25 protein-coding genes are annotated in these 23,594 nt (G+C 39.7%); 15 read left to right on the top strand and 10 right to left on the bottom strand.

The features are described 5' to 3' along the window. Positions 1-222 precede the first annotated feature (222 nt). The 3 genes from WD048_02510 (at position 223) to WD048_02500 (ending at position 3,152) form a co-directional block, all read left to right on the top strand. Positions 223-2,022 (top strand): PAS domain S-box protein, encoded by a 1,800-nt coding sequence (locus WD048_02510; GenBank protein MEX0811060.1) that lies wholly within the window; start codon positions 223-225, stop codon positions 2,020-2,022. Continuing rightward, positions 2,003-2,662, top strand: a complete 660-nt coding sequence (locus tag WD048_02505) for a response regulator transcription factor (protein ID MEX0811059.1) — start codon at positions 2,003-2,005, stop codon at positions 2,660-2,662. The genes WD048_02510 and WD048_02505 overlap by 20 nt, the downstream gene beginning before the upstream one ends. Before the next feature lie 121 nt (positions 2,663-2,783). Beyond that, the gene (locus WD048_02500) at positions 2,784-3,152 is read left to right on the top strand and encodes a hypothetical protein (protein MEX0811058.1); all 369 of its coding nucleotides are present in this window, start codon (positions 2,784-2,786) and stop codon (positions 3,150-3,152) included. Between the two features lie 76 nt (positions 3,153-3,228). Here the strand turns inward: WD048_02500 and WD048_02495 are convergent, their stop codons facing one another. From WD048_02495 to WD048_02475, 5 genes are all read right to left on the bottom strand, one after another. Next, complete coding sequence (locus tag WD048_02495; GenBank protein ID MEX0811057.1) at positions 3,229-3,450, bottom strand: DUF2795 domain-containing protein; 222 nt, start codon at positions 3,448-3,450, stop codon at positions 3,229-3,231. Between the two features lie 114 nt (positions 3,451-3,564). Further along, entirely contained in the window at positions 3,565-4,116 is a 552-nt protein-coding gene (locus WD048_02490) for a cob(I)yrinic acid a,c-diamide adenosyltransferase (protein MEX0811056.1), read from the bottom strand. A gap of 2 nt (positions 4,117-4,118) precedes the next feature. Continuing rightward, complete coding sequence (locus WD048_02485) at positions 4,119-4,814, bottom strand: ABC transporter ATP-binding protein (GenBank protein MEX0811055.1); 696 nt, start codon at positions 4,812-4,814, stop codon at positions 4,119-4,121. Next, positions 4,807-5,109, bottom strand: coding sequence for an Asp-tRNA(Asn)/Glu-tRNA(Gln) amidotransferase subunit GatC (gatC, locus tag WD048_02480; protein ID MEX0811054.1), 303 nt, complete (start codon positions 5,107-5,109; stop codon positions 4,807-4,809). The genes WD048_02485 and gatC overlap by 8 nt, the downstream gene beginning before the upstream one ends. Then, positions 5,057-5,845 (bottom strand): lysophospholipid acyltransferase family protein, encoded by a 789-nt coding sequence (locus WD048_02475; protein ID MEX0811053.1) that lies wholly within the window; start codon positions 5,843-5,845, stop codon positions 5,057-5,059. Before WD048_02475 ends, gatC begins: the two co-directional genes overlap by 53 nt. A gap of 34 nt (positions 5,846-5,879) precedes the next feature. On the opposite strand from WD048_02475, the gene trpS reads away from it, so the two are divergent. Beyond that, positions 5,880-6,875, top strand: coding sequence for a tryptophan--tRNA ligase (trpS, locus tag WD048_02470; protein MEX0811052.1), 996 nt, complete (start codon positions 5,880-5,882; stop codon positions 6,873-6,875). Positions 6,876-6,884: 9 nt separating this feature from the next. After that, complete coding sequence (locus tag WD048_02465; GenBank protein MEX0811051.1) at positions 6,885-7,520, top strand: deoxynucleoside kinase; 636 nt, start codon at positions 6,885-6,887, stop codon at positions 7,518-7,520. Positions 7,521-7,571: 51 nt separating this feature from the next. On the opposite strand, the gene WD048_02460 is transcribed toward WD048_02465, so the two are convergent. Together WD048_02460 and WD048_02455 are read right to left on the bottom strand one after the other, a co-directional pair. Then, positions 7,572-8,441 carry a ChaN family lipoprotein gene (locus WD048_02460; GenBank protein ID MEX0811050.1) on the bottom strand — a complete coding sequence of 290 codons (870 nt, stop codon included), beginning with the start codon at positions 8,439-8,441 and terminating at the stop codon, positions 7,572-7,574. 71 nt (positions 8,442-8,512) lie between these two features. Beyond that, positions 8,513-9,352, bottom strand: a complete 840-nt coding sequence (locus WD048_02455) for a 1,4-dihydroxy-2-naphthoyl-CoA synthase (protein MEX0811049.1) — start codon at positions 9,350-9,352, stop codon at positions 8,513-8,515. Between the two features lie 138 nt (positions 9,353-9,490). On the opposite strand from WD048_02455, the gene WD048_02450 reads away from it, so the two are divergent. Both WD048_02450 and WD048_02445 read left to right on the top strand, forming a co-directional pair. Beyond that, positions 9,491-9,697, top strand: a complete 207-nt coding sequence (locus WD048_02450) for a type II toxin-antitoxin system HicB family antitoxin (protein ID MEX0811048.1) — start codon at positions 9,491-9,493, stop codon at positions 9,695-9,697. Between the two features lie 153 nt (positions 9,698-9,850). Then, complete coding sequence (locus WD048_02445; GenBank protein MEX0811047.1) at positions 9,851-10,006, top strand: hypothetical protein; 156 nt, start codon at positions 9,851-9,853, stop codon at positions 10,004-10,006. A 313-nt stretch (positions 10,007-10,319) separates the two neighbouring features. Here WD048_02445 and WD048_02440 read toward each other — a convergent pair whose 3' ends face one another. Genes WD048_02440 through WD048_02430 form a run of 3 tightly spaced genes read right to left on the bottom strand, consistent with a single transcriptional unit; the run spans position 10,320 to position 16,558 of the window. After that, entirely contained in the window at positions 10,320-11,051 is a 732-nt protein-coding gene (locus WD048_02440; protein MEX0811046.1) for a response regulator, read from the bottom strand. Further along, on the bottom strand, positions 11,044-14,208 hold the full coding sequence (locus WD048_02435) for a two-component regulator propeller domain-containing protein (GenBank protein ID MEX0811045.1): 3,165 nt from the start codon (positions 14,206-14,208) through the stop codon (positions 11,044-11,046). The genes WD048_02440 and WD048_02435 overlap by 8 nt, the downstream gene beginning before the upstream one ends. A 10-nt stretch (positions 14,209-14,218) precedes the next feature. Continuing rightward, the gene (locus WD048_02430) at positions 14,219-16,558 is read right to left on the bottom strand and encodes a T9SS type A sorting domain-containing protein (protein MEX0811044.1); all 2,340 of its coding nucleotides are present in this window, start codon (positions 16,556-16,558) and stop codon (positions 14,219-14,221) included. Between the two features lie 318 nt (positions 16,559-16,876). Between WD048_02430 and WD048_02425 the strand changes: the two genes are divergently transcribed. The 8 genes from WD048_02425 to WD048_02390 all read left to right on the top strand — a co-directional run bounded on the left by WD048_02425 (position 16,877) and on the right by WD048_02390 (position 23,588). Then, a complete protein-coding gene (locus WD048_02425; GenBank protein ID MEX0811043.1) occupies positions 16,877-17,146 on the top strand; it encodes a LuxR C-terminal-related transcriptional regulator in 270 nt (89 codons plus the stop codon). 106 nt (positions 17,147-17,252) lie between these two features. Continuing rightward, positions 17,253-18,218, top strand: a complete 966-nt coding sequence (locus WD048_02420; protein MEX0811042.1) for a hypothetical protein — start codon at positions 17,253-17,255, stop codon at positions 18,216-18,218. Positions 18,219-18,222: 4 nt separating this feature from the next. Beyond that, complete coding sequence (locus WD048_02415) at positions 18,223-18,651, top strand: lipocalin family protein (GenBank protein ID MEX0811041.1); 429 nt, start codon at positions 18,223-18,225, stop codon at positions 18,649-18,651. A 14-nt stretch (positions 18,652-18,665) separates the two neighbouring features. Then, the gene (locus WD048_02410) at positions 18,666-19,112 is read left to right on the top strand and encodes a hypothetical protein (protein MEX0811040.1); all 447 of its coding nucleotides are present in this window, start codon (positions 18,666-18,668) and stop codon (positions 19,110-19,112) included. A gap of 38 nt (positions 19,113-19,150) precedes the next feature. After that, a complete protein-coding gene (locus tag WD048_02405) occupies positions 19,151-20,410 on the top strand; it encodes a fibrobacter succinogenes major paralogous domain-containing protein (GenBank protein MEX0811039.1) in 1,260 nt (419 codons plus the stop codon). A 22-nt stretch (positions 20,411-20,432) separates the two neighbouring features. Then, positions 20,433-20,915, top strand: coding sequence for a T9SS type A sorting domain-containing protein (locus WD048_02400; protein MEX0811038.1), 483 nt, complete (start codon positions 20,433-20,435; stop codon positions 20,913-20,915). 2 nt (positions 20,916-20,917) lie between these two features. Further along, on the top strand, positions 20,918-22,000 hold the full coding sequence (locus WD048_02395) for a hypothetical protein (protein ID MEX0811037.1): 1,083 nt from the start codon (positions 20,918-20,920) through the stop codon (positions 21,998-22,000). A gap of 31 nt (positions 22,001-22,031) precedes the next feature. Beyond that, on the top strand, positions 22,032-23,588 hold the full coding sequence (locus WD048_02390; protein MEX0811036.1) for a carboxypeptidase-like regulatory domain-containing protein: 1,557 nt from the start codon (positions 22,032-22,034) through the stop codon (positions 23,586-23,588). Positions 23,589-23,594: the final 6 nt, after the last annotated feature.

The raw sequence follows: 23,594 nt of genomic DNA, 5'->3' as shown, positions 1-23,594 counted from the left end.
CGATTTCCAGGATGCATGGATACACATCTATAAATAAGTAAAAACAGGACATAGAAAATTAAAGCCCCGTCAAATAAATGACGGGGCTTTTTTAATTGTACGATCAAATTCAATCAATTGTATTATGAAAGAATTGACTCATGATTAATATTATTCAAATAAAGTTCTTAAATTCCTGTGCGAATAATCATCGGGTAATTTATTATTTAACATTAGCATTGCTTGGTTTCAGAAAATTCATACAAACAATTACTAGCAGCTCTGTCATCTATTACATGGAGTTTGACTCCCAATGGTGAAATGCTGACGGAGCAGAAGGGCTGGTCTGAATTTACAGGTCAAACAAAAGCAGAATACAAAGGCTTAGGTTGGATGGCAGCTGTACATCCTGATGACCTGGACAAGATCAAACAAAGCATAAGTGATTCGAATGAAATTAAATCACCTGTTTTTGAAGATCATTTGCGCATATTTAACAGAAAGGATGGGCGCTATCATTTATTACTGGTTAAGGGAATTCCAATATTTAATAAAGAAAACACTTTAGAAAAGTGGTTTGGTGCTTGCATAGATATCCAGGAATTAAAGGATAAGGAGCAATTGGCACGGTTTAATGAAGCGCGATACAGAAGGCTTTCTGATGTAACTGAAGAAGGTGTATGTGTAAGTAAAGATATGCGGATCGTTGAAGTAAATCGTGCTTTTGGCACCTTGTTTGGCTATGCTAAAGAAGAGTTGTACGGAAAAAATGTCTTGAATCTTGCATTTGATGAAGCCACTACCCGGCTGGTTTATAAGCACCTCAACCAGGGAATAGAAAAACCTTATGAAGGAGTGGGTATACGAAAAGACGGCACTAAATTTTATGCGCATATTTCTGGAAAAAATATTGAAGATGAAGGACAAAAATTCAGAGTGTCAATTATTAGGGATATTACAAAAGAAAAGGTATATCATCAAAAGATCATTGAGAGTGAACAGCGATTCAGGCAATTGATAGAACAAGCCCCATTTGCTATTGAAATATATAATACTGAAGGTTATTTAGAAGAAGCCAACAAAGAGTTTGAATCTGTTTGGAAACTCAAGCCCAGCGATTTGATAGGCACATACAATATCCTTGAATCAAGACATTTTTATGAACTGGGAATTCTTCCATATATTGAAAGAGCTTTTAAAGGAGAAATAATTGAAACCCCTGAATTTGAGTACGACCCCAGAGAAGATGGTCTGGATTCAGATGTGAGAAGATGGTTTAAAGCCAGGATGTATCCCATTTTTAAATCAGATAAAAATATTAAGAATATTGTTATAATGTATGAGGATATTTCTGATCAAAAGGAATCTGAAAAAGAAATTTTAAGTTCTTTCATAAGAGGCGAAGACAAGGAGAGACACCGCATAGCAAAAGAAATTCATGATGGACTGGCACAGTATCTCACTGCTGCAAACTTAAATTTAAACTCCATTAAGGCAGACACCCATCTTGAGAGCAAAAAAATGGCTCGTTTTGAACTCGGCCTCAAATTTTTACAACAAGCAATTGATGAAAGCAGAAGCATAGCACAGAATTTAATGCCCAAAGCAATAGAGGATTTTGGGCTTATATTATCCATAGAATCACTTATTAATAACATCAGCAAATCATTGCCGATAGAGCTTAATTTTTACCACAATTCTAAAAAGATTTCACTTGATGCCCAGGGAGAAATGAATTTGTACAGAATTACCCAGGAAGCAATAAACAATGCTTTAAAATATGCCAAACCAACTAAAATAATAGTCCAGCTTATTTGCCATAAAGATGAGCTTATATTTACAGTTGAAGATAATGGGAAAGGCTTTTTAACTGATAAGCTTAAATATGACCAAAATGGTTTGGGTTTAAGAAGTATAGCAAACCGGGTTAAAAGTATGAGTGGTAAGCTTGAGATAGATTCATCACCTGGGAAAGGAACATTAATAACAATTGCAATACCTTTAATCGATAAAAATAAAAACTATGAATATACTTTTGGTTGATGATCATCAAATTGTGAGAGATGGAATTAAATCTCTGTTTCTAGATGATGATAATGTAAATATTGTTTACGAGGCTGAAAATGGACAACAGGCTATAGAAAAAGTGAATGAGTCAAAAGATAATATTGACTTGATATTGATGGATATCAATATGCCAGTAATAGATGGCATAGAATGTACTGAAAAAATAAAGGCTGATTTTCCGGAAATGAAAATTTTAATCCTGAGTATGCTTAATGAAGATGAGCATATAAAAAAGGTATTAAAAGCTGGAGCCTCAGGCTATGTTCTTAAAAATTCCGGCAAAGAAGAATTGCTCAATGCCATCAATCATGTAAGCGAAGGCAAATTCTATTTTTCAGAAGATGCAACTAAATCTATTATGATGGATTTGATAGGGCAAAAAGGGAGGCGCGTTGAATCTGATTCAACTCTTGTTCCGCTCACAGACCGCGAACTTGAAGTATTGGAGTACATTGTGAAAGAATTTACCAACCAGGAAATAGCTGAAAAACTCTTTATCAGTGTAAGAACTGTCGATGCACACCGAAGAAATCTACTTGAGAAAGTAGGTGCCAGAAACACAGCAGGCCTGGTACGCTATGCTATGGAAAAAGAGCTGTTCAAAAGAAAAAAATAACTTAAAATAGGTGTTTATATTACTGTGGTAGGTGTTTTTGCCAATATGTAATATACTGCAAATGCCGATATCTTTTTTCAAGTACTTGTTTTACTTTGAGCAGATTATTGAAACAGGTGCTATGGGTAAAGTGATTTTTATTGGGAAAAACACGGCAGGTTCTCAAACTATTGTAGAATTAGCAGCCCAAATCGAAAATATTCAGCTCACTTCAATTTGGATACGTCAAAATACGTTTACCGATATTGAAATACCCGAAACAAATTTGTGTATCCTTAATTTGTCTGATTGGGATAGTGGAAATATGAAAATCCTGAAATTCATATCTGCCCGGCTACCTAAAACTATTCCATTGCTTGTAATAGGCACATACAAAGATCCTCAATTGATTGAGAAAATTTTAGCATCAGGTGCCACTGCTTATGTAGAACAACAAAAAGTATACCATACAATTGAGCAAAAAATCCGTGAACTCCTTGCTCAAAATTAGAGCAAAGTCTGTGTTAAAAACAAATTGAAATTGGTAAAAATACCGCAGTCCACTCCTTTAAAATGAGCGATAATTTTCAGTACTCATCTTCATCAAAAAAGAAGTCATCTGAAGTTGGATAATCTGGCCAGATATCTTCCATTCCTTCATAGATTTCACCTTCATCCTCGAGTTCCTGTAAGTTCTCAATCACCTCTACAGGAGCACCGGACCGAATGGCATAATCAATCAATTCGTCTTTCATAGATGGAAAAGGAGCATCTTCTAAATGTGACGCTAATTCTAATGTCCAGTACATAAATGCTGCTTTAAAATTTCCGCAAATATAGAATTTAATTTAAAACAGCAAAACGTTAAGCAAATTCTTTTGTTCAAAAATTGAAATAAATTTTCAAGGAATTAGTAAAAACCTTTATCCACGAGGCTTCCAGGGGATTTCAGGTGCATTGTTATTTTTTGCTATTTTTCTGGAAAGCACAAAAAGATAGTCGGAAAGTCGGTTGAGGTAGCTTAAAATCAACACATCCACTTTAGAATATTCCTGCAATCTAACAGCAGCGCGTTCTGCCCTGCGACACACACATCTTGCTATATGACAATGAGAAACTATAATATGCCCACCGGGTAAAATAAAATTGCGCATTGGACTGAGTTCTTGCTCCATTTCATCTATCCAAATTTCGAGCTGCTCAATGCTGTCAGCTTTTATTTTAGGAGGCTCAAATTTAGAATGTTCGGGGTCATTGGCCAATTGAGCCCCAATACTAAAAAGCACTTCCTGTACAATCAATAGATTTGCACTTTGTTGATCATCCTCACCCAAATGATCTCTCAACAATCCCAGGTAGCTGTTCAATTCATCAACAGTACCATAGCTTTCTATACGGAGGTCGGCTTTTGACACACGGCTTCCGCCCAGCAATGAGGTTTTTCCCTGATCTCCTTTTTTGGTATATATTTTCATATTTAAGCGATGCTTTCTTTTTGATCATCTGATGCCACTACACCATCTTTTAATCGAATGATTCTTTCTGCAAATTCAGCAATATCCTCTTCATGTGTCACCAGTATCACAGTATTGCCCTGCCGGTGGATTTCATTCAGGATTTCCATAATTTCTACAGAAGTCTTTGAATCCAGGTTTCCTGTGGGTTCATCTGCCAGTATAATTGATGGATTGTTGACCAATGCGCGCGCTATGGCTACTCTTTGTCTCTGCCCCCCTGAAAGTTCATTTGGTTTGTGGTCCATCCGGTCAGATAAACCAACCATATCCAAAACTTCCCTTGACCTGGCTTTGCGTTCTTTTTTCCCCATACCTTTATATATCATGGGCAGTTCTACATTTTCCAATGCATTTAGCCGGGGCAGCAGATTGAAAGTTTGAAAAACAAAACCAATCTCAATATTCCTGATTTCTGCCAGTTGCTCCTCGCTCAGGTTGCTCACATCTTTTCCATTGAGCAAATAAGTACCGGAACTTGCCGTATCCAGACAACCGAGAATATTCATCATAGTCGATTTTCCCGAGCCCGATGGCCCCATCAGTGCTACATATTCATTGCGTTCTATTTCCAGGTTTATGGATTTCAATGCAGGGATCATCAATTTACCAAGCTGGTAATTTTTATGGATGTCCTTTAATTGAATCACATTATTCATTGGGCTGAGAGAGTACTTTCGGCACTTTTATATAATCGGAATCTTTTTGCGGGGCGTTTTCCAAAGCTTGTTCTTTACTGATTTCCTGGCGAACTTCATCTGCTCTAAGCACATTTTCTACATCAGTAATATAGATTAGCGGCTCCACATTATCCAAATCCAGTTCGTTGAGCTTATCTACCATATTCAACATATTGCTCAAGTCAGATCTGATTTGTTCTTGTTCTGCTTCGGTTTTAAACTCAAGCCTTGCTAAAGTGGCTATATTCTGTATTAATTCCTTGTTGACTTCCATAGGTTTCGATTAAAGGGGTCTCAATTTTTTGACGCACTTCTTTTAATAATATATTGTAATCACTTGCTTCCATATTCTGTGTATAGACCGGTGCATGTACCTTTACGCGCAATACTCCCGGGCTTCCGCCAAATGTTTCAGCATGAAATAAAAAGCGATGCCAATTGTCTATAAAGGTAATGGGAACTATTGGCACTTTACATTCAATGGCCATTTTAAAAGGCCCGTTTTTAAAAGGCAACATTTCAGGAGGAGAGGGATTGGCCCTGCCTTCCGGAAAAATTATCACGTTGTACCCTTCTTCTAATCTCTTCTGTGTTGCCTTAAAGGCCTTGAAGGAACTCATGCGGTTTTCCCTGTCTACTGGAATATCCACTGTTTTAAAAAAATGGCCGAAAATAGGGATTTCTGCAAATTCCTTTTTAGCCATAAAACAAAATTTGGCGGGCAAAATAAAAGCGAAAAAAGGAATATCGAGAATAGAACTGTGGTTGGCACAGAGAATCACAGGTTGATTGGGATCAATAGGACTTTCAAATTCTACCTGGTAATAAACACCTGTAAAAGCCATAATGATATTGCCCCAGACTTTCCTCAGTCTGTTGGCTGCCGGATAAGTTTTTTCGCTGCGTAAAAGCAGCCAAAACAAAGGGAAAAGCAAGATCAAAGATCCTCCAAACACGAACCAGAAATAAATGCCCCAAAATTTACGAAGTATAATACTCTGTGATTTCATAATCCAAAGTTAAGAATTTTGTAATTTTAGCCGCATGGAAAGAGTTGTTAGTGGTGTGCGTCCTACAGGAAATATACATTTGGGAAACTATTTTGGTGCAATTAAGAACTTTGTAGCGCTTCAGGAGCAGTGTGAAACCTTCTTCTTTATTGCAGATTATCATGCACTTACAACACACCCCAATGCTTCAGAACTGCAAGATCGGATTAAAGAAACACTGGCGACTTACCTGGCCTGTGGACTCAATCCTGATAAAACTACGCTCTATATTCAAAGCCATATTCCTGAAATTCCTGAGCTCTATCTTATTTTCAATATGCTGGCACATTTAGGCGAACTGGAAAGATCCACTACTTTTAAGGATAAAGTCGCCAAACAGCAAAGCAATATCAATGCGGGTTTATTAACTTATCCGGTTTTAATGGCGGTGGATATTATTATTCACAGAGCAACGAAAGTTCCGGTAGGTAAAGATCAAGAGCAGCATCTGGAAATGACGCGCAATTTTGTCAATCGTTTCAATCATTTGTACGAAACCGATTTTTTTCCCGAACCAGAAGCTTTTAATTTTAATCAAGCCCTGGTAAAAGTGCCCGGCTTGGATGGCAAGGGAAAAATGGGTAAATCCGAGGGTGCAAACAATGCGGTGTATTTAATAGAAGATCCTAAAGCTATTCAAAAAAAGGTGATGCGTGCAGTTACAGATAGTGGGCCTAAAGAAAAAAACAGCCCGGTATCGGAACCTGTCGCAAATTTGTTTAAATTAATGGAATTGGTGTCAGAACCTGATGTATTGAATAATTTTAAGGAAGATTATGCCAATTGCAGTATTCGCTATGGTGATTTAAAAAAGCAATTGGCACAGGATATTATTAAATTCACCGATCCGCTGCGCAGCAAAATTCAATATTATCTAAAGGAAGAAGATCTGCTGAGAAGTATTGTACAAAAAGGTGCTGAAAAAGCACATGAAAGTGCGGGTGAAACACTTAGCGGAGTGAAAAAAATTATTGGTTTGAAAGCTCTATAAATTTAAGTTTTGAAAAACAACAACTCAATTAAACACATTGCTGTAGCAGGTAATATCGGTGCAGGAAAATCTACTTTGACCAAATTGCTTGCCAAGCATTTTGAATGGCAGGCACATTTCGAGGATGTGGAGAACAATCCCTATCTCAATGATTTTTACGAAGATATGCCGCGTTGGTCTTTCAATTTGCAGGTGTATTTCCTCAATTCTCGTTTTCAGCAAATCATTGAGATTCAAAACGGAGAAAAAACCGTAATTCAGGATAGAACCATATATGAGGATGCGAAGATATTTGCCCCCAACTTGCACTCTATGGGCTTGATGACTTCCCGGGATTTTGAAAACTACAGCAATCTGTTTCAGACGGTCAATTCATTGATCAAACCTCCAGATTTGATGATATACCTCAAAGCTTCCATTCCTACTTTGGTCAATCAAATTCAAAAGCGGGGCAGGGAATACGAGGAAAACTTGCGCTTGGATTATTTGAAAAGGCTAAACGAATACTACGAAAATTGGGTGAAGGAATACAAAGACGGCAAATTGCTGGTAATTGATGTGGACAATTGCAATTTCGCAGACGACCAAGAGCACCTGGGAGATGTAGTAAACAAAGTGAATGCTGAGCTTTTTGGGTTGTTTTAGACAGGGTAAATTTTAGCTCACTTTTAATTCCAAACTTTAGGCATTTATTTTTTAATGCGTCCTCGTCATATTCTCTGGAATGCACAAGATAAAATCTCCCAAAGCTTGATTCCCTTCTTCCAACTCCATTACAGATTCTTGCATTACGGAAGCAATATTCACAATTTTCAGATCGGGATTTTCCTGTAGTAAATACCAAATAATGCCTTCTTTGGAATTGCTGTGATAAGCTCCATTAAAATGTAAAAACAATTTTTGGGGTTCAAAATTTTCAAGAATAAAATGTGCCATGGTAGCATCTTTTAGCGCCTGTGCCTGCACCATCTGTTCGCTGCCGTGCCCCGCGCCCATTTCCAGCATAGCCTTGTAGGAGGGCAATTCCATATCAATCTCAAAGGGTAGGGGAGTCATCAATGCTTTGGCTTCATTGTTCAGTTTTTCCAAGGTTTCCATGCCTTTTTTATAAAGTAAGCTGGCATAGCGCCTCGGTACATTTGTAGCGATAAAAGGCAATTGTTTTTCATTGGCGAATTGAATCAGCGGTCGGTAATCCGTAGAATAATTGGGCCAAAGTTTGGCTTCTTTTTCGAAATTCTTCTCTGAGATCAAACCGGAAAGAAATTCATCCAAGATCAACTGATCGTCCGTTTCAAAAAACTCGGCACCAAGGATCAATTGGCTGTCCCTTGCTTCATACAAATCCTGAGATAATTCCAATTGCAGCCAATGGCAAATGGGGTTGTCGTGCAATTCCCCGAAAAAGACAATATCCGCTTCTGTCAATTTTTTCAGCATCTTGCCATAATCAACCGCCTTGCCTTTTTCATTGTAAAGTTGATAGGCCGGGTTTTCTTGGGCGGAAAGAGCATTATTCAGCAATGAAAGAATCAGAATAATAAATAGGGAATTTTTAAATCGCATTTGGGTGTGGTTTTATTAAACCTTCAAGGTTTTCAAAGACCTTGAAGGTTTCGTTCGGTAGTGTATTTAAATCAAGGAATCCATTTCTTAGGAAAGTTGGGCTTTCTCTTTTCCAGGAATGCATTGCGGCCTTCAATGGCCTCGTCAGTCATATAAGCAAGGCGGGTGGCTTCTCCGGCAAATACCTGCTGACCTACCATTCCATCATCGGTCAGGTTCATGGCAAATTTCAGCATTTTAATGGATGTAGGGGATTTACCAAGCACTTCCTGCGCCCATTCGTAGGCGGTATCCTCCAATTCATCGTGCGGAACCACTTGATTGACCATGCCCATTTCAAAGGCTTCCTGTGCGCTATAGTTGCGCCCCAAAAAGAAAATTTCGCGAGCTTTTTTCTGCCCCACCATTTTCGCCAGATAAGCAGAGCCATAACCACCATCAAAACTCGTTACGTCCGCATCTGTTTGTTTGAAAATGGCATGCTCCTTACTGGCCAATGTCATATCGCAAACTACATGCAAACTGTGTCCGCCACCTACGGCCCAACCGGGAACTACGGCAATCACCACTTTGGGCATAAAACGAATTAGGCGCTGTACTTCCAGTATATTCAGTCGGTGATAGCCATCATCGCCTACATAGCCCTGGTGGCCACGTGCTTTTTGATCGCCTCCGCTGCAAAAGGACCAGACACCGTCTTTGGAAGAAGGACCTTCCGCAGAAAGCAAAACCACACCTATGGAAGTGTCTTCCTGCGCATCGTAAAAAGCTTTGTACAGTTCTGCTGTGGTTTTGGGGCGAAAAGCATTTCGTATATCCGGGCGGTTAAAGGCAATGCGCGCCACACCATTGGCCTTTTTATAAGTAATGTCTTCAAACGCTATTGCGGTTTTCCAGTTGATTTTGGTCATATTGGTTTTTGCTTTCAAAGTTAGGTATTGTTGGGGTATTAATCCCTGAAGGTTATCTGAACATTTAGGGTTAGTACTGAAAAGGCTGCTTTGTTTTTAAACTAAACTTCAGTAATTTTCGTAAATATGAGTAAGGAAATGAAATACAAAATAGTGATCTACTGGAGTGAAGACGATAAGTCTTATATTGCTGAAGTGCCGGAACTGGCAGGGTGTATTTCGGATGGGGGAACTTACCAGGAAGCATTAAATAATGTAGAAGTTATAATAGAAGAGTGGATAGAAATAGCACGTCTGTTAAAAAGACCAATCCCCAAACCCAAAAAGAGAAGATTGATAGCCTAAGGTTCTAACTTTTAAAAGCTTGATTGATAGGTAGAGCACTAAATTCGTTAATTTTCAGTAAATTGAAACTAGAAAAATCAATTAAAATGGGAATCTCGTTCAAGGTAGATTTGACATTTGACCAAATCCTTTCAATTATTAAGCAATTATCAAATGAAAACTAAAGATGAAAATCAAAAGAAAGAATTCGATACCGTAAAAACGTTTCGAAAAATTAAAGATCGAATTTCAAAAGACTTAAAAGGAATGAGTTTTGAGGAAATTAAGGAATATTTAAAAAGAGAAAGTTCAAAGCTACAAACCAAGTAAGCACTACACACATCGGCTGGGGAAACTTACTGGGAAGCCCTAAATAATGTAGAAGTTATAATAGAAGAGTGGATAGAAACAGCACGTCTGTTAAAAAGACCAATCCCCAAACCCAAAAAGAGAAGATTGATAGCCTAAGATATTCTCTAATTATCAAATAGTGGACAGACAATCCTGCTTACAGCAGGTAAATCTAAGTTTTGACTACTTTGACAGCCCGAACTCCAATGGGTCATGACCCATTGGAAAAGCAAAACGAAAGCACCCAGAGCTAACATCTTTCCAAAAAAGATGTCAGCTCTTAGTTTAAATCTCACTTAAACAATCGCACCATTTCTAGCAGTTCTTTCCTGTAGTTTTTCTGTACCGGAATCTCTTTTCCAGCCACTACTACATACAGCTCGTTCACGGTTTCAAGGTGCTGGGTATTGATGGCGTAGCTTCTATGAACTTTTACAAAATCGGAATTGGGATTTTCCTGAATGAAATTGCCGAGTTTTTCGCGAATCACAAATTTCTTTTGCGGAGTGTAAATACTTAAATACACATTGTCGCTTTCAATGTAGAGAATGTCGTTGAAATTAATTTTATGGAACAAATGCCCGTCTTTAATCAATGCGAATTTTCTTTGTTTTGGGCTATTGTTTTGTCGGGGAAAATTGCCCTGCGAGCGGTAATTATTAATGGCAATTTCTATAGAGCTGTACAAGTCTTTCTCCGAAAAAGGTTTTACCAGGTAAGCTGCCGGATTGACCTTTTTTGATCGGTTCAATGTGTTTTCATCACTGTAGGCAGTAAGGAATATAAAAGGAGTTTTAAAGCTATTGTTGATTTCTGCTGCAAGGTCAATTCCGTCTTTGCGGCCTTCTATGGTAATATCCAAAATCAACAGATCGGGAGCCTCTTTTTTTATCAGCGCAATGGCATCATCGAAATTGCGTACAGGTCTTAATGCCTCATAACCGATTTGCTTCAAAGTGGAATAAATACTTTCGGCTATGATCAGGTCGTCTTCAACAATTCCTATTTTCAATTTTTCAGCCATTGTTTTCAATTATTACGGGATTTTCAGCTTTTTTGAAGGTAAATATAAATTTACTAATAATTTCATTTGAATACTCCACTTTTGCACCTATCTGGCTGGAGAGCAATTGGATAAGTCGCAATCCCAGGGTTTCGGGGTTGTTCAGTTGAGCTGAGGATTTGAGGCCGGGGCCATTGTCACTATAGCTGATGTGCAAATTTTGTTTCGATTCGATTTTACCAGAAGTAACAGGTTTTTTGCTTCTTACTTTAATGGTGATTTCTCCCGTATTTTTTCCCTTAAAAGCATATTTAAAGGAATTGGTCAACAATTCATTGAAAATCAATCCCAGTGGAACAGCAATATCGATAGGGAGATAAATTTGGGGCATATTGATTTGGATTTCCACCTGCGTATCAAGTGGGTACATGGATTGGATTTGCTTGCAGAGATCTTCTGTAAAATTTTTCAATTCAACCTTTTCTACGCCCTCGTTTTGATAGAGTTTTTGATGGACCATTGCTATGGAATGCACCCTGTTCTGACTTTCCCTGATGGCGTTTTTTGCTCTGTCGTCAGTAATGTCAGAACTTTGCAGCATAAGCAAACTGGATATGGTCTGTAGATTGTTTTTTACCCGATGGTGAATTTCCTTGAGTAGCACTCCTTTTTGTAGCAACAATTCTTCCTTTTCGGAAAGGGTCTGCTCTACAATATTTTTTTGATGTTCAATTTCACGGGTTCTTTCTTTTACAGTGGTTTCAAGTTTTAGGTTTTGCTCCTTCAAAACTTTCTCCCTTGTTTTTACAATAAATAGGAGCGCACCTATAATACCTATAGCAGCCAGCAATTGAAACCACCAGGTTTGCCACCACGGAGGCAGAATGGAAAAAGAAAAAACTATCGGCTCATCACTTTCAATACCATCTTTGTTGAGGGCTTTTGCCAAAAAAGTATAATTTTCGCCAGGGCTAATATTGGAATAGGTAATTTCATTGTTTTTGCCCGGAACAGACCATGTTTTGTCTTGTCCTTTTAGCATAAAGCTGTACCTGACATCTTGTGTGGTAAGGGCCTGAATGTCAAATGTAAGGTGGTTTTGTTTATAGGGCAGTTCAAGATGGATGGGCAATTGGCTGAATACATTTATGGAATCGGTAAAGGCTGACCAATCCACAGCTTCGAAAAACAGGCGCAAATTGGTCAATTGTATTTTTGGAGGGATGTTTTTTTTGGATATTTTTTTGTTGTCCAATAGCCAAAGGCCATTTGAGGAGCCCAGGAATATTTGCTTATCATTTGCCGGAACAATGGCATTTTGATTAATCCCCGATGGGATAAAACCGTCTTTTTCCGTGAATTGCTGTGTTTTTATTATTTCAAAATTTGTATCAAACAAAAGTCTGGAAAGTCCTTTTTCGCTGCCCAGCCACAGGCAATGTTCTGCCTCATCCCATAGCAATGCGGTATTAAAAATTGAGCGTCTGTTGAGTGCTTTAGAATAATTGTACACCTCATTCCCATCATATCTGAAAAGTCCATTTTCCAGCGTGCTCCAAAAAATATTTCCTTGAGCATCCTCTGTAATTGACCAAATGGATTTTCCGGTTTCCTCATTTTTTGTCAAAGGCTGAAAATCTTTTCCATCAAATTTCACGATGCCTTTGTCATGCGTCCCTATCCAGATATTTGATTTTTGGTCTTCAAATAGGCTCAATATTTTATTGCTGATAAACCCGCTGTCGATCTGGTAGCAAGTGCCTTTTAATGCATCATTTTTGATTTCCCCTGAATTGAACTTGAACAGCCCCGATCCATAGCTAGCTATCCAGGTATTGCCCTTTGAATCATGCAAAATCTTTGTAGGGCTGACCAGTTTATTTCCAGCAATTTCCTTTATGCTCGTTTGAATCCTGTAGGTATCATTTTTTCTTTCCAGAACATAAACAGCACTGTGGGTGCAAATCCAAATCAGCCCATTTGTATCTATTGCTAAATCAACAATATTGGTGTTTTCCAACTCATCGATGCCATTGATCTTTTCAAACAGTGGATTGCTTTGAGAATTGTATGTAAAAAGCCCTTCGCTGCTGCCCACCCAAAATATTTTGTCAGCAATATCTGCTTCTATACAAGTGATGTTTTTGCTGCTCAGGCCATCGCTAGCAGTAAAGTTGATGAATGCCTCACTAGAAAGCATATCAATTCCACCGCCCAAGGTGCCACTCCAAATATTCCCCTCATAGTCGCACATCACCGTTTGGACAATATTTACCGAGAGCCCTTCCTGTTCGCCATATAGCTGAAAACTGTCTTTTTTGTATTTCAACAGCCCGTGATCGCTTGCCATCCAAATATTTCCTTCCCCATCTTGCGTCAAACCTCCAATGAAGTCATTTTCAGCAGGCATGGGCAATTTAATTTTGCGGATGGAATCATTTTTATCGATCAAAAGCAATCCATCGCCAACCGAGCCAAACCATACCTGCCCACTTTTATCGGTTAGGGAAGAAAAGTAAGCATTGTCTTTAATAGTAGAATCATTGTAAACAGTAATGCGATCATTAAAAATAGATGCTACTCCCTTTGCAGTGCCAAGCCAGATTTTTCCACTATGATCCTGTGTGATGGTATATATTTCATTTGTGGGCAATCCTTGCTCCCTTGTGATCGATTTGAAATTTTCTCCATCAAAGAGAATAAGCCCGGCATCCTGTGTGGCAATCCAGGTTGTATTTTTCCTATCCATGTAAATGCAAAATACAACGCCATTCGTCAATCCATTTTCTTGCGAATAGTTTTTGAATTGCTTGCCATCAAAAATAGAAAGTCCTGCTGCTGTGGCAATCCATATCCGACCTTGCTTGTCTTGGTTGATATAGGTGGCATCGTTGCTTATCAATCCGTCCTTTTTGGTGAAATTTAAGAAACTATTGCCGTCAAAGCGGCTGACACCTCCTCCCTGCGTGGCAAACCAGATATATCCTTTTTTGTCCTGGAAAATGTGATTGATACTGGAGCTGCCAATACCATCGGTAGCGGTATAGTTTTTAAAACTGTATTGTTTGGCATAGCTCGAAAAACCCAATATTCCCACAAAAAAATACAGTACAACAAGTAGGCGCGTATTTTTAAAAGAGGGGAAATAGATTTTAAAACCGGAATAGCATTGCCGCATGGTTCTTGCTTTACCGAACAAAAAGTTTTTTCCTTACTTGTCCCCGGTTGGTATCTATCAGCACGAGGTAAATGCCTGTTTTCAAATTGTCAAGGGGAATGGAATGCAGATTTGAATTGGAGGGCAGCAATTTGCGCAACACTTCTTTTCCCGGCAAATCAAAGACCTGAATGGCCTTAACTTGAACATGGGCATCGGTATTAATATAGACCACATCAGTAGCGGGATTGGGATAAATATTGACATACAGATCCAGTGCATCGAAATTGACCAGAACAGTACTTGTATCATTGTTCTGCGTGGTATCGTTGTCCAATGTATCTATTGGGTTGTTAACCGTGTCAATAATGCTGGTGTCAATGATTGTCACCGCACTTCCTTTCCTGATATTGGAGCGGGTGGTATTGACAGTACGGGCAACCGGAGAACAGGAAATGCCCCAATGCACATCCACTAAATATTCTGCATCGGGAAAAGAGGAATAACTGATATCGGTGAATGTTGAATTGGTGCCGGGGACCAGTCCTATTTGCGTGAAATTTCCATTGCCAAAATTGTCGCGGTAAACATTGAACTCAGTCACCGGGTTGGTACTGCTTTCAATTTGGTAAAAAGTCCACTGCAAATTCCCGTTGCCCAAATTTTGCAGGTGAATTGAATTGTGATAAGGACTTAAGTCCGATTCTACACCACAGGTATCCAATACCGAAATTTTATAGCGATAGGAAGTTGCATTGGGGTTGGCATCATAATCATGATATTCGCTTAATGAATCCCTATGTTTACCAGCAATTTTAGTATAAACCCCTGTTGTAGTTTCCCTATAAATCAGGAAGCTGTCAATAAATGACTTATCCATTGGTTTGCCCCAGATCACAATATTGTGGTTGCTGCTGGAATCAACGGTCACCAGGCAGATGGGCGTGTAGGGCGGTTGTACCCGCTCAATATTTTTCTGCATGGGAATGCTGTAGCCACAGCTATCGGTAAAGGCTTTTACGGATAGCACACCACCTTGCCCATTGGATATTACAGTAATGGAAGCAGAATCGGAACTGCCTGTCCAGCCCGGTGGCAATGTCCATTCGTAATAATCTACTACTGGGTTTAAAGGAACAGAATAAGTCAATGTTTCTCCCGGGCAGCGTGTAGTAGCACTTCCAATGATGCTGTCGGGCTGTGCCGTTTGGCAAATATAAATGCGCGCGATGCCGTTTCGCGGGATGCCGTTGTATTCATTGAATCCTCCAACAATAATGACTCTATTGTCATTTTGCAAGGAAACATCCAGAACACTGTTGTCAGGGCCAGTACCGGGATTAAAATCAGGAATGGAAAGTCCAAAAGTGTCGATCAGGGCTATATGGTTGGCCGTTTGAGATTGGTAATCCGTAAAAAGCCCTCCAAAGAAATAGGCATCATTTATACCGTCATGGTTTCTATCAACAGTCAGTATTTTTTTCACTTCCCTATTAAAGCCCAAACCGTAAACATGCGAACCATTAAGGGTGCCGCTTGGATTCAATCGGGCATATCTGTTTACCGAAGCAGAATTATAGGATGAAAAGTTGCCGACAATAGCAATCGTCCCGTCCTTTAGAATATCAACATCAAATACAACCCTGCTCGGCCCCCAGCCTGTGGTGAAAGTAGAGTCCATGGATCCGTCAGGGTTTAGGCGCAGCAATCTTATATTGGCACTGGTCATGCTGTGTATTACGGAAAAATCACCACCAATTAAAATTTGTCCTGTTCCGGGGTAAATGTCAATATCCTCTACGGAGGAATTAAGCGTAGTCCCGATATTAAAACTATTGTCAAAACTCCCATCGGTATTAAGCCTTACTAAATTATTGCTGGTATTTCCATCGAAAGAGTTAAAATCCCCACCTACCAATATTTTTCCATCGTCCTGTATTGCAATGCATTTGACCCTATCATTAAAACCGCTTCCGGTATTGAACCCTGAATCTATTGAGCCATCGGGGTTGATCCGGACTATTCCGTTTGCAATTGTACCATTATAGGCAGTAAAAACCCCTCCCAATATGATTTTTTGGTCTGCTTGTACTGCGCTTGTTATTACAACATTGTCAATGCCTGTTCCGCTTACAAAACTGCTGTCAACAGAGCCGTTGGGGTTTAGTCTTGCCAGGAAGCGGGTCGGAAATCCATTGTAATCCGTGAATTGCCCGCCTATGATAATCCGGCCATCTGCCTGTATTGTGGAAGTAAGTATGACATCATTAAATCCCGTTCCGGGATCAAAGCTCAGGTCAAGTGTCCCGGGCTGCGCATGTGACAGAAAATAAATGCAGGAAAGCAGTATGAATATCTGAAATGTTTTCATATAAGCAGCTATAGATAAATTAAGTCAAGTCAAGGAATCCTGGTAAAACCAAAGAGGGTACAACAGCCGCTTAACATCATTTCTCAATATCCAGAATAGCTCTAAAAATAAGTAATATATTTTAATTGCTGAAATCCTATATAACTTAATAAGCTTTACCGTAAAACAAATCACGGTTTTCAGGGATAGGTATACCCTGAATTTGCCCAACTCAACAATATTACCGGGCTTCTCAACATAAATCCCATAGCAGACAACAATTACTTGCCGATCAGTTTTTATCCCTGTTAATTTGAATTAAGATAAAAAGTTATTTCCGTGGAATATTCTGTAAAAACAAGCAATAGCGTGATTGAGTCCAATGGGCGGGATAATACAATATATAAGCACCTGTCAATTCTATCCAAGCGGGAAACGGAAATACTCGCTAAAGTAGCAAATGGAAGTACCACTAGAGAAATTGCAAATGTATTGTATATCAGTGTCAATACAGTGGAAACCCATCGCAGGAATATCATAAAGAAGATGAAAGCAAAAAATATTGTGCATGCGGCTGTTATGGCGATAAGGAAGGGGTTGATAGCATAGAAAAATCACGGTTTACGGGGATTGTGCGAATTGTTGGAATAATTCAATTTTGGACAATCATTAATATGAAGTTCGGTCGTCTGTTTTAATTTTTAAAATAATCATCATGAAAAAAAAATTGTTGTTATCCTTATCAATAGGAATTATCATCTTCTTTTTTTCCTCCTGTGACAAGTGTACAGACGTTGATTGTCAATTCGGTATTTGTGAGGATGGCATTTGTGAATGCTTTTCCGGCTATTATGGTGATCGTTGCCAGTACATAGATTGTGATTATTATCAATACCCGGGAACAGGCGGTTGTACTAACAGCGGATATTATCCTGTATCGTCAAGCACTTGCTGCCCGGAAGGGTCGCCTTATTATTGTCCAGTTGACACTAAATGTTATTCCTCCTGTAGTGCAGCAGATAATGCCTGTGGCTCTACAACTATAAGCAAGGCTAATTTGTCATCAAGTGGCGGAGGTGGAGGTGGAGGTGGAGGCGGAGGAGGTGGCTGCCTCTATTCCTATCACCAATATACAGGAACACATAATTGCAACAGTGGGTACTACCCTGCTGCACAAGGTGCTTGCTGTCCGGAAAGCAGCCCCTTTTATTGTTCGGTGAACAATAAGTGCTATTCTACCTGCGAAGCTGCAACAACAGCATGTGGTCTTATAACGGTTAACCGGGCAAATCTTTCAGGCGGTGGGGGCGGTAGCACTTCCGGTTACAACTGTTCAGGCGGAACATGCTCTTACGTAAGTAGTGGTGCGACCTATTCATCGCTGTCTGCCTGTCAGAATAGTTGTGTCAGCAGCACCGGGCAATTGATGATCTGGACCTCAAATACACAACCGTGCTCTGCAGGTGCAGGCAGCACTATTTCTGTTTACGTGAATGGTTCATATGTGGGCGGGCTATCCAATTACTACAATTCTGCACCTTCATGCGGAGCATCGGGAGCTATAACAAAGACTTATTCACCCGGCACTTATTCGGTGTCTGCTACATGCGGTACGAATTCATGGTCTCCGGGAACCATTCAAGTAGTAGCAGGTGGATGTTCTAAATATAATTTATACTAACAATATGAAGTTGCTTACTCTTTTTGGGCTTGTCTTTTATCTATTAATGGCTTCAGCTTGTAAAAAAGAATCTGAGCCAGAACCTCATTTAATTGTTGGGACCTGGTACATAATTAAGGTCGAGAAGCAAAGTGATTCACAGCCATGGACAGAGGAAAACCGACCATGCAGGCTTGATGATAGTGATGAATATGTCGATGGTGGTGAGCTTATTATGTATAGCGGTGATTTATGGTGTACCGGTGCTACCGCTGGTATTAGATATGGTACCTGGCGCTTATCGTCAGATGAGCGTACCGTCATCTATACTTATGATGGCATTGACGGTGAATATATAAGCACCGTACAGGAGCTAACTGACGACACAATGACGCTCTCTTTTAATACAGGAGCTAGTGGAAATGAGCAAATAAGGGAAATATGGATAAAATAATAAAAATTATAACTATGAACTTTAAAAAATTTCTGGCTACAGCAAAATACATTGTCATAATATCATTTATGGCAATACTACAAAGCTTTGTATTTTATGAATCTGTAGGCTTCAATAAAGTACATTCAGAAGCTGGCGAACGCTACCCTGCCTTGCAATATGAATGGAGCAATTGGGCTACAACTTCTTGCTATAGAGGTATTAGATACCGAGTAAAGAGAGATTCCTACCCTGGTAAGTGGTACATAGAGTTCAAGAATATTTATCAGGCAGAGCTTACCATGTCTGTTGAAATAGTTGATGGCTATGCAGCGGAACGTTTTTCCATTTCTTCAGGGGATTCAAGAAAACGCTCTTACTGGTTAAATGATAAAAATGCAAATAATATTGAATTCTATATAAATAAAGTGAAATTTAATGACAGGTCATGGGGTGGGACTTATGCAGATTGCGATCATTAATAGTAAACAATTTTTAACCTTAAATAAATAGTGAAACAATGAATACGAGATATTTTTTCCTGTTAACTTTTTTCTTCCTGGCTATAATTATTCAGGGTTGTAAAAAGGATGATGACAACGATAATGACGATCAACATAACTTACCTCAGGTTGAAATTACTGACGCCAATAGCCTGAGCGCGAATCTCACATTGGATGGTGCCATACGCAAAAGCGGTGACATCCCTGAACCATCAGGTGGCGGTACTTATGGCAAAAATCTGGAAGTGCTTACCCCTGAAATTGTTTTAAGCCCGGATGATTATAAAATGGAATTGAGCATTGAATCGGATGGTGTTGCTAAAATCATCTATCTGCAAATTGATGGTGCGGATGAACATTTTGAAATTACCATTGATGCTAACGGTAATAGTGTATTTAAAAATAGCAATTTAGCGGCTAATGCCAGAACTGATAGAACAATTTGTATGTGTGTTCCGGACGGCCAATGTAATGGTGGTTTTATAGCCACTCCTTATGTTCCCCAAGAATTGGTTGCCCCCGCTACTGTACAGATATATGAGCCTCCCTTACAAGGCAATGTGCCGGATTTGAGCCACCTGATGAATATTGGTTCCTGGTCGGCTAAACGGCCTATAGTGATTCGAGTGAAAAAGGAGGATAACAATACCGGTGGAGGCGGTAGTTGCGGTTCAACGGTTAGCGATATTGACGGTAATGTTTATGAAGTTGTAAAAATAGGAAGTCAATGCTGGATGGCTGAAAACCTGAACACTTCAAAGTATAATGATGGTAGCCCAATTCAAAATGTTACCGATGGATATGACTGGATAAATCAAACGTCTGGCGCATGGGTCTACTATGACAATGATAACAGTTATGAGGATACTTATGGGAAGCTTTACAACTGGCATGCCGTTAATACGGGTAAGCTTTGCCCCTCCGGATGGCACATTCCGACTAATTTAGAATGGAATGAGTTAATAGACCATTTGGGCGGGTCAGGTGTAGCTGGTGGAAAGATGAAATCAACTTCATCTTTATGGGAATCACCCAATACAGGGGCCGGCAATGAAAGCGGATTCGCTGGATTACCTGGGGGGTATCGTGATGGAGCCTCTTATAATAATGGAGAATTTTATTCGATAAATATTAATACAGCTTGGTGGAGTTCAAGTGCTCAGGGAAACACAGATCCAAGAGGATGGTTTTTCCAATTAAAATATACTCACGAAAGCATACTCTCAAATTACTTTTTTAACGAAGGTGGTAATTCCTGCCGATGTGTTAAAGATTAACAATAAATAAAAATATAATACAATGAAAACTAAACTAATATCCTTTGCATTGGGGCTTTTAACATGCTCTCTGACAAGCTTTGCCCAACAATCATCCATTTCCTCAGGAGGAGATGCTTCAGGATCTGGAGGTACCGTAGCCTATTCTGTCGGTCAGGTAGTTTACACTGCTAATACTACCCCTGAAGGCACTGTAGCCCGAGGCGTACAACAACCCTATGAAATCTTTGAAATAACGGGAATTGACGATATGAAATTAAGTAGTTCCATCTCCGTATTTCCCAACCCGGTTTCAAATATCCTGATACTTGAAATGGATGATTTTCCAGCAAGTGAACTGACTTATCAATTATTTGACCTTCAGGGAAAATTATTGATAAGTAATGAGATCAATGATAGGCAAACGCAAATTGACATTACTGAACTACCCCTTGCAAGCTACATACTTCGGGTAGTAAAGGACAGGAAAAACATTCAATCATTTAAAATCATCAAAAACCAATAATCATGAAAAGGATAATCATTATTATAACCGCCCTTATATTGTGCTCAACTTTATCCGCCCAGCCTCAAAAAATGAGCTACCAGGCAGTAGTCAGAAAGGCGGACAATAGCCTGGCTGCTAATGCAACGATCGGAATGCGGATCAGTATTCTGCAAGGTTCTGCCACCGGAACGGCCGTTTATGTAGAAACACAAACCTCTTCTTCCAACGATAATGGATTAGTAACACTGGAAATTGGCGGGGGTAATGTGCAAAGCGGTGATTTCTCAACAATTGACTGGGCAAACGGTCCATATTTCATCAAAACGGAAACGGATCCCAATGGTGGAACAAATTATTCCATCAGCGGTACGAGCCAATTGTTAAGTGTACCCTATGCCCTTTATGCCGAAGCTTCCGGCACACCCGGCCCGGCAGGTGTTGATGGTGTTGGTGTAGTTAGTACTATTGACAATGGTGACGGTACATTTACCATCAATTATTCTGATAATACTTCTTTTACTTCTGGTGATTTGACAGGACCTCAAGGTCCTACTGGCAACACCTCGGCAGCCAATACACCCTATAACAACACCAGTTCAAATATCCCAAACAATCCAGGCAACGTGCAAGATGCGATTGACGAGAACGATGCACGCTTGGATGCGCTTGAAAATTTTGTGGTGGCAAGGGCTGAAGGGATAAATAATCAAAATACGACTATACCACATAACCAGGTAACGCTGGCAACTTTTCCCAATGAAAACTTTGATACACACAATGCCTATAATCCAACTGCGGGAGTTTTTATTTGCCCGGTGGCAGGCTATTATGAAGTAAAATCAAGGGTAGTTTTTGATACCCAGACCTGGAGTATTGGTGCACAGCCTCATGTTCAATACCGTGTAAATGGAACTACTGTGGCACAGCTTGATAATGACAGTAGGGATGCTGGGCAAACCGCTCGAGTTTTCTTAAGCGGAAGTGACATTGTCTATTTAAACCAGGGCGATCAGTTGAGCATACATGTTTTTCAGACTACTGGAGCTAATTCTACTTTGATGGGAGGCTCAACCCACATGTCTGTTCATTTAATCGGTAAGTAATAGAAATTCTTAAGAGAAAAACTCAATTATCATGAAAAACAAACCAATCCTATTCGTAGCTTTTTTAGCGCTTGTTATCTATATGATGGCAGGATGTAAAAAAGATGACAATTCCAATGACATATCAACAGGAGGGGAAACCATTCATGTAACGGTGTTGAATGAAACCGGTATGCCGGTGAACGGGGCTACCGTTTCATCCGGTAGTTCGAATGCTGTAACGGGGGGAGATGGTAAGGCCACTATTAATAATGCTTCTCTCGATGGTGAAAAATATAAGATCAAAGTAGAGAAAGACGGATATTTTCCTGGGTACAGGAATGTGATGAAAATTGATGGCGATGGAGCATTGTATGCTAAAGTGAAATTAATTGAACAACAGGTATTGGGCAGCGTGGATGCCAATACCGCAGCTACGCTACCAGGTGATAAATTTAAAGTTGAGCTAAATGGGCAGGGCTTTTCCGGTCTAAATGGTGAATCCGTTAGTGGCACTATTACCGTTCATGCACGCTATGTAAGGGCTGATAATTTGGAATTGCTGGCGGAATTAATGCCCGGTGGGGATTTTTCCGCTATTGATCAGAATGGTGGCGAAGGTATTTTAGAATCCTATGGGTTCACTGCCATAGAGTTTAGGGATGAGTCTGGCAATCGTGTAGTGCCAAATACATCAAGCGCAGAGGTTGTTATTGATGTCCCTCAGGAAGCAATGGACCGTATTAATACCAATGGTGCAGATTTCTGGGCTTTTAACGATGAAAGTCTTGAATGGGGTTTTGGAGGTGGTGTTTCCCTAAATGGTAATGAAGTGACGATGCCCGTAACCGCGTCTGTATTTGGAAACTGCGACAAGATGACCAGTAGCGCAACATTAGAAGCCCGTTTTTATTGTAATACCACCGATAATCCGCTCAAAGGAAAAACCGTACAGTTGCGGGGAGATTTGGGATATGCCATGATATACACTACAGAAACAAATGACAATGGTGAAGTATTGGTTCAGGTGGGTATTCCTGCTTCGGGAGGCACTTATCAAATGACTGTTGAAGGTTGCACTATGCCTGTAACTTTCTCAGCCGACCAAACCACTGATCTTGGAGAGGTGGATGCATGTGATGATTGCAGTGGTGGTAGCGCTAACGGTAACCAAGTCACCATTAACGGTACAACAGTACAAATAAATAATCCTGCTGGATGGGAATTAGATACATTATCTGGTCCTCCTGATTCTGTATTTCTCTATTTGGAACTTTCTTCTGATAGTGGAGTTACGGTTGGCGACTTTTCATACTACTGGGGCTTCGACCTTTACCTCGGCAACAATCCAACTATAACAGGGAGTTATCAAGTTACGCCCAATAGCCTTACTTCCGTTGGCTTTGTTGACTTTGAACAGATAGTATCCCCTTATCATGCACCAGACAGCGATTGTGAAGGCACTGGAACGGTGAATATCACGGGGTATTCCAACAATATCGTATCCGGGAATTATAACCTTAATGTGCCAACATCAAGCTGTTGTCCTTCATGTGGTGTTTCGACTATTCAGCTTAACGGAACCTTTGAATTGGAACCTTATCAATGATCAATT

The sequence above is a fragment of the Chitinophagales bacterium genome, from assembly GCA_040877935.1.
Taxonomy (GTDB): domain Bacteria; phylum Bacteroidota; class Bacteroidia; order Chitinophagales; family CAIOSU01; genus JBBDNB01.
The sequence above is the reverse complement of the archived record's forward strand: the minus strand, read 5'-3'. Positions and strand labels throughout refer to the sequence as shown.

What these genes read in the sequence shown, in the direction of transcription:
- WD048_02410 (MEX0811040.1), top strand. Translation starts at nt 18,666, where the DNA reads ATGAACTTTAAAAAATTTCTGGCTACAGCAAAATACATTGTCATAATA.
- WD048_02495 (MEX0811057.1), bottom strand. Translation starts at nt 3,450, where the DNA reads ATGTACTGGACATTAGAATTAGCGTCACATTTAGAAGATGCTCCTTTT.
- WD048_02490 (MEX0811056.1), bottom strand. Translation starts at nt 4,116, where the DNA reads ATGAAAATATATACCAAAAAAGGAGATCAGGGAAAAACCTCATTGCTG.
- WD048_02405 (MEX0811039.1), top strand. Translation starts at nt 19,151, where the DNA reads ATGAATACGAGATATTTTTTCCTGTTAACTTTTTTCTTCCTGGCTATA.
- WD048_02460 (MEX0811050.1), bottom strand. Translation starts at nt 8,441, where the DNA reads ATGCGATTTAAAAATTCCCTATTTATTATTCTGATTCTTTCATTGCTG.
- WD048_02430 (MEX0811044.1), bottom strand. Translation starts at nt 16,558, where the DNA reads ATGAAAACATTTCAGATATTCATACTGCTTTCCTGCATTTATTTTCTG.
- WD048_02435 (MEX0811045.1), bottom strand. Translation starts at nt 14,208, where the DNA reads ATGCGGCAATGCTATTCCGGTTTTAAAATCTATTTCCCCTCTTTTAAA.
- gatC (MEX0811054.1), bottom strand. Translation starts at nt 5,109, where the DNA reads ATGGAAGTCAACAAGGAATTAATACAGAATATAGCCACTTTAGCAAGG.
- WD048_02485 (MEX0811055.1), bottom strand. Translation starts at nt 4,814, where the DNA reads ATGAATAATGTGATTCAATTAAAGGACATCCATAAAAATTACCAGCTT.
- WD048_02390 (MEX0811036.1), top strand. Translation starts at nt 22,032, where the DNA reads ATGAAAAACAAACCAATCCTATTCGTAGCTTTTTTAGCGCTTGTTATC.
- WD048_02445 (MEX0811047.1), top strand. Translation starts at nt 9,851, where the DNA reads ATGAAAACTAAAGATGAAAATCAAAAGAAAGAATTCGATACCGTAAAA.
- WD048_02475 (MEX0811053.1), bottom strand. Translation starts at nt 5,845, where the DNA reads ATGAAATCACAGAGTATTATACTTCGTAAATTTTGGGGCATTTATTTC.
- WD048_02500 (MEX0811058.1), top strand. Translation starts at nt 2,784, where the DNA reads ATGGGTAAAGTGATTTTTATTGGGAAAAACACGGCAGGTTCTCAAACT.
- WD048_02395 (MEX0811037.1), top strand. Translation starts at nt 20,918, where the DNA reads ATGAAAAGGATAATCATTATTATAACCGCCCTTATATTGTGCTCAACT.
- WD048_02450 (MEX0811048.1), top strand. Translation starts at nt 9,491, where the DNA reads ATGAAATACAAAATAGTGATCTACTGGAGTGAAGACGATAAGTCTTAT.
- WD048_02400 (MEX0811038.1), top strand. Translation starts at nt 20,433, where the DNA reads ATGAAAACTAAACTAATATCCTTTGCATTGGGGCTTTTAACATGCTCT.
- WD048_02440 (MEX0811046.1), bottom strand. Translation starts at nt 11,051, where the DNA reads ATGGCTGAAAAATTGAAAATAGGAATTGTTGAAGACGACCTGATCATA.
- WD048_02415 (MEX0811041.1), top strand. Translation starts at nt 18,223, where the DNA reads ATGAAGTTGCTTACTCTTTTTGGGCTTGTCTTTTATCTATTAATGGCT.
- trpS (MEX0811052.1), top strand. Translation starts at nt 5,880, where the DNA reads ATGGAAAGAGTTGTTAGTGGTGTGCGTCCTACAGGAAATATACATTTG.
- WD048_02455 (MEX0811049.1), bottom strand. Translation starts at nt 9,352, where the DNA reads ATGACCAAAATCAACTGGAAAACCGCAATAGCGTTTGAAGACATTACT.
- WD048_02420 (MEX0811042.1), top strand. Translation starts at nt 17,253, where the DNA reads ATGAAAAAAAAATTGTTGTTATCCTTATCAATAGGAATTATCATCTTC.
- WD048_02505 (MEX0811059.1), top strand. Translation starts at nt 2,003, where the DNA reads ATGAATATACTTTTGGTTGATGATCATCAAATTGTGAGAGATGGAATT.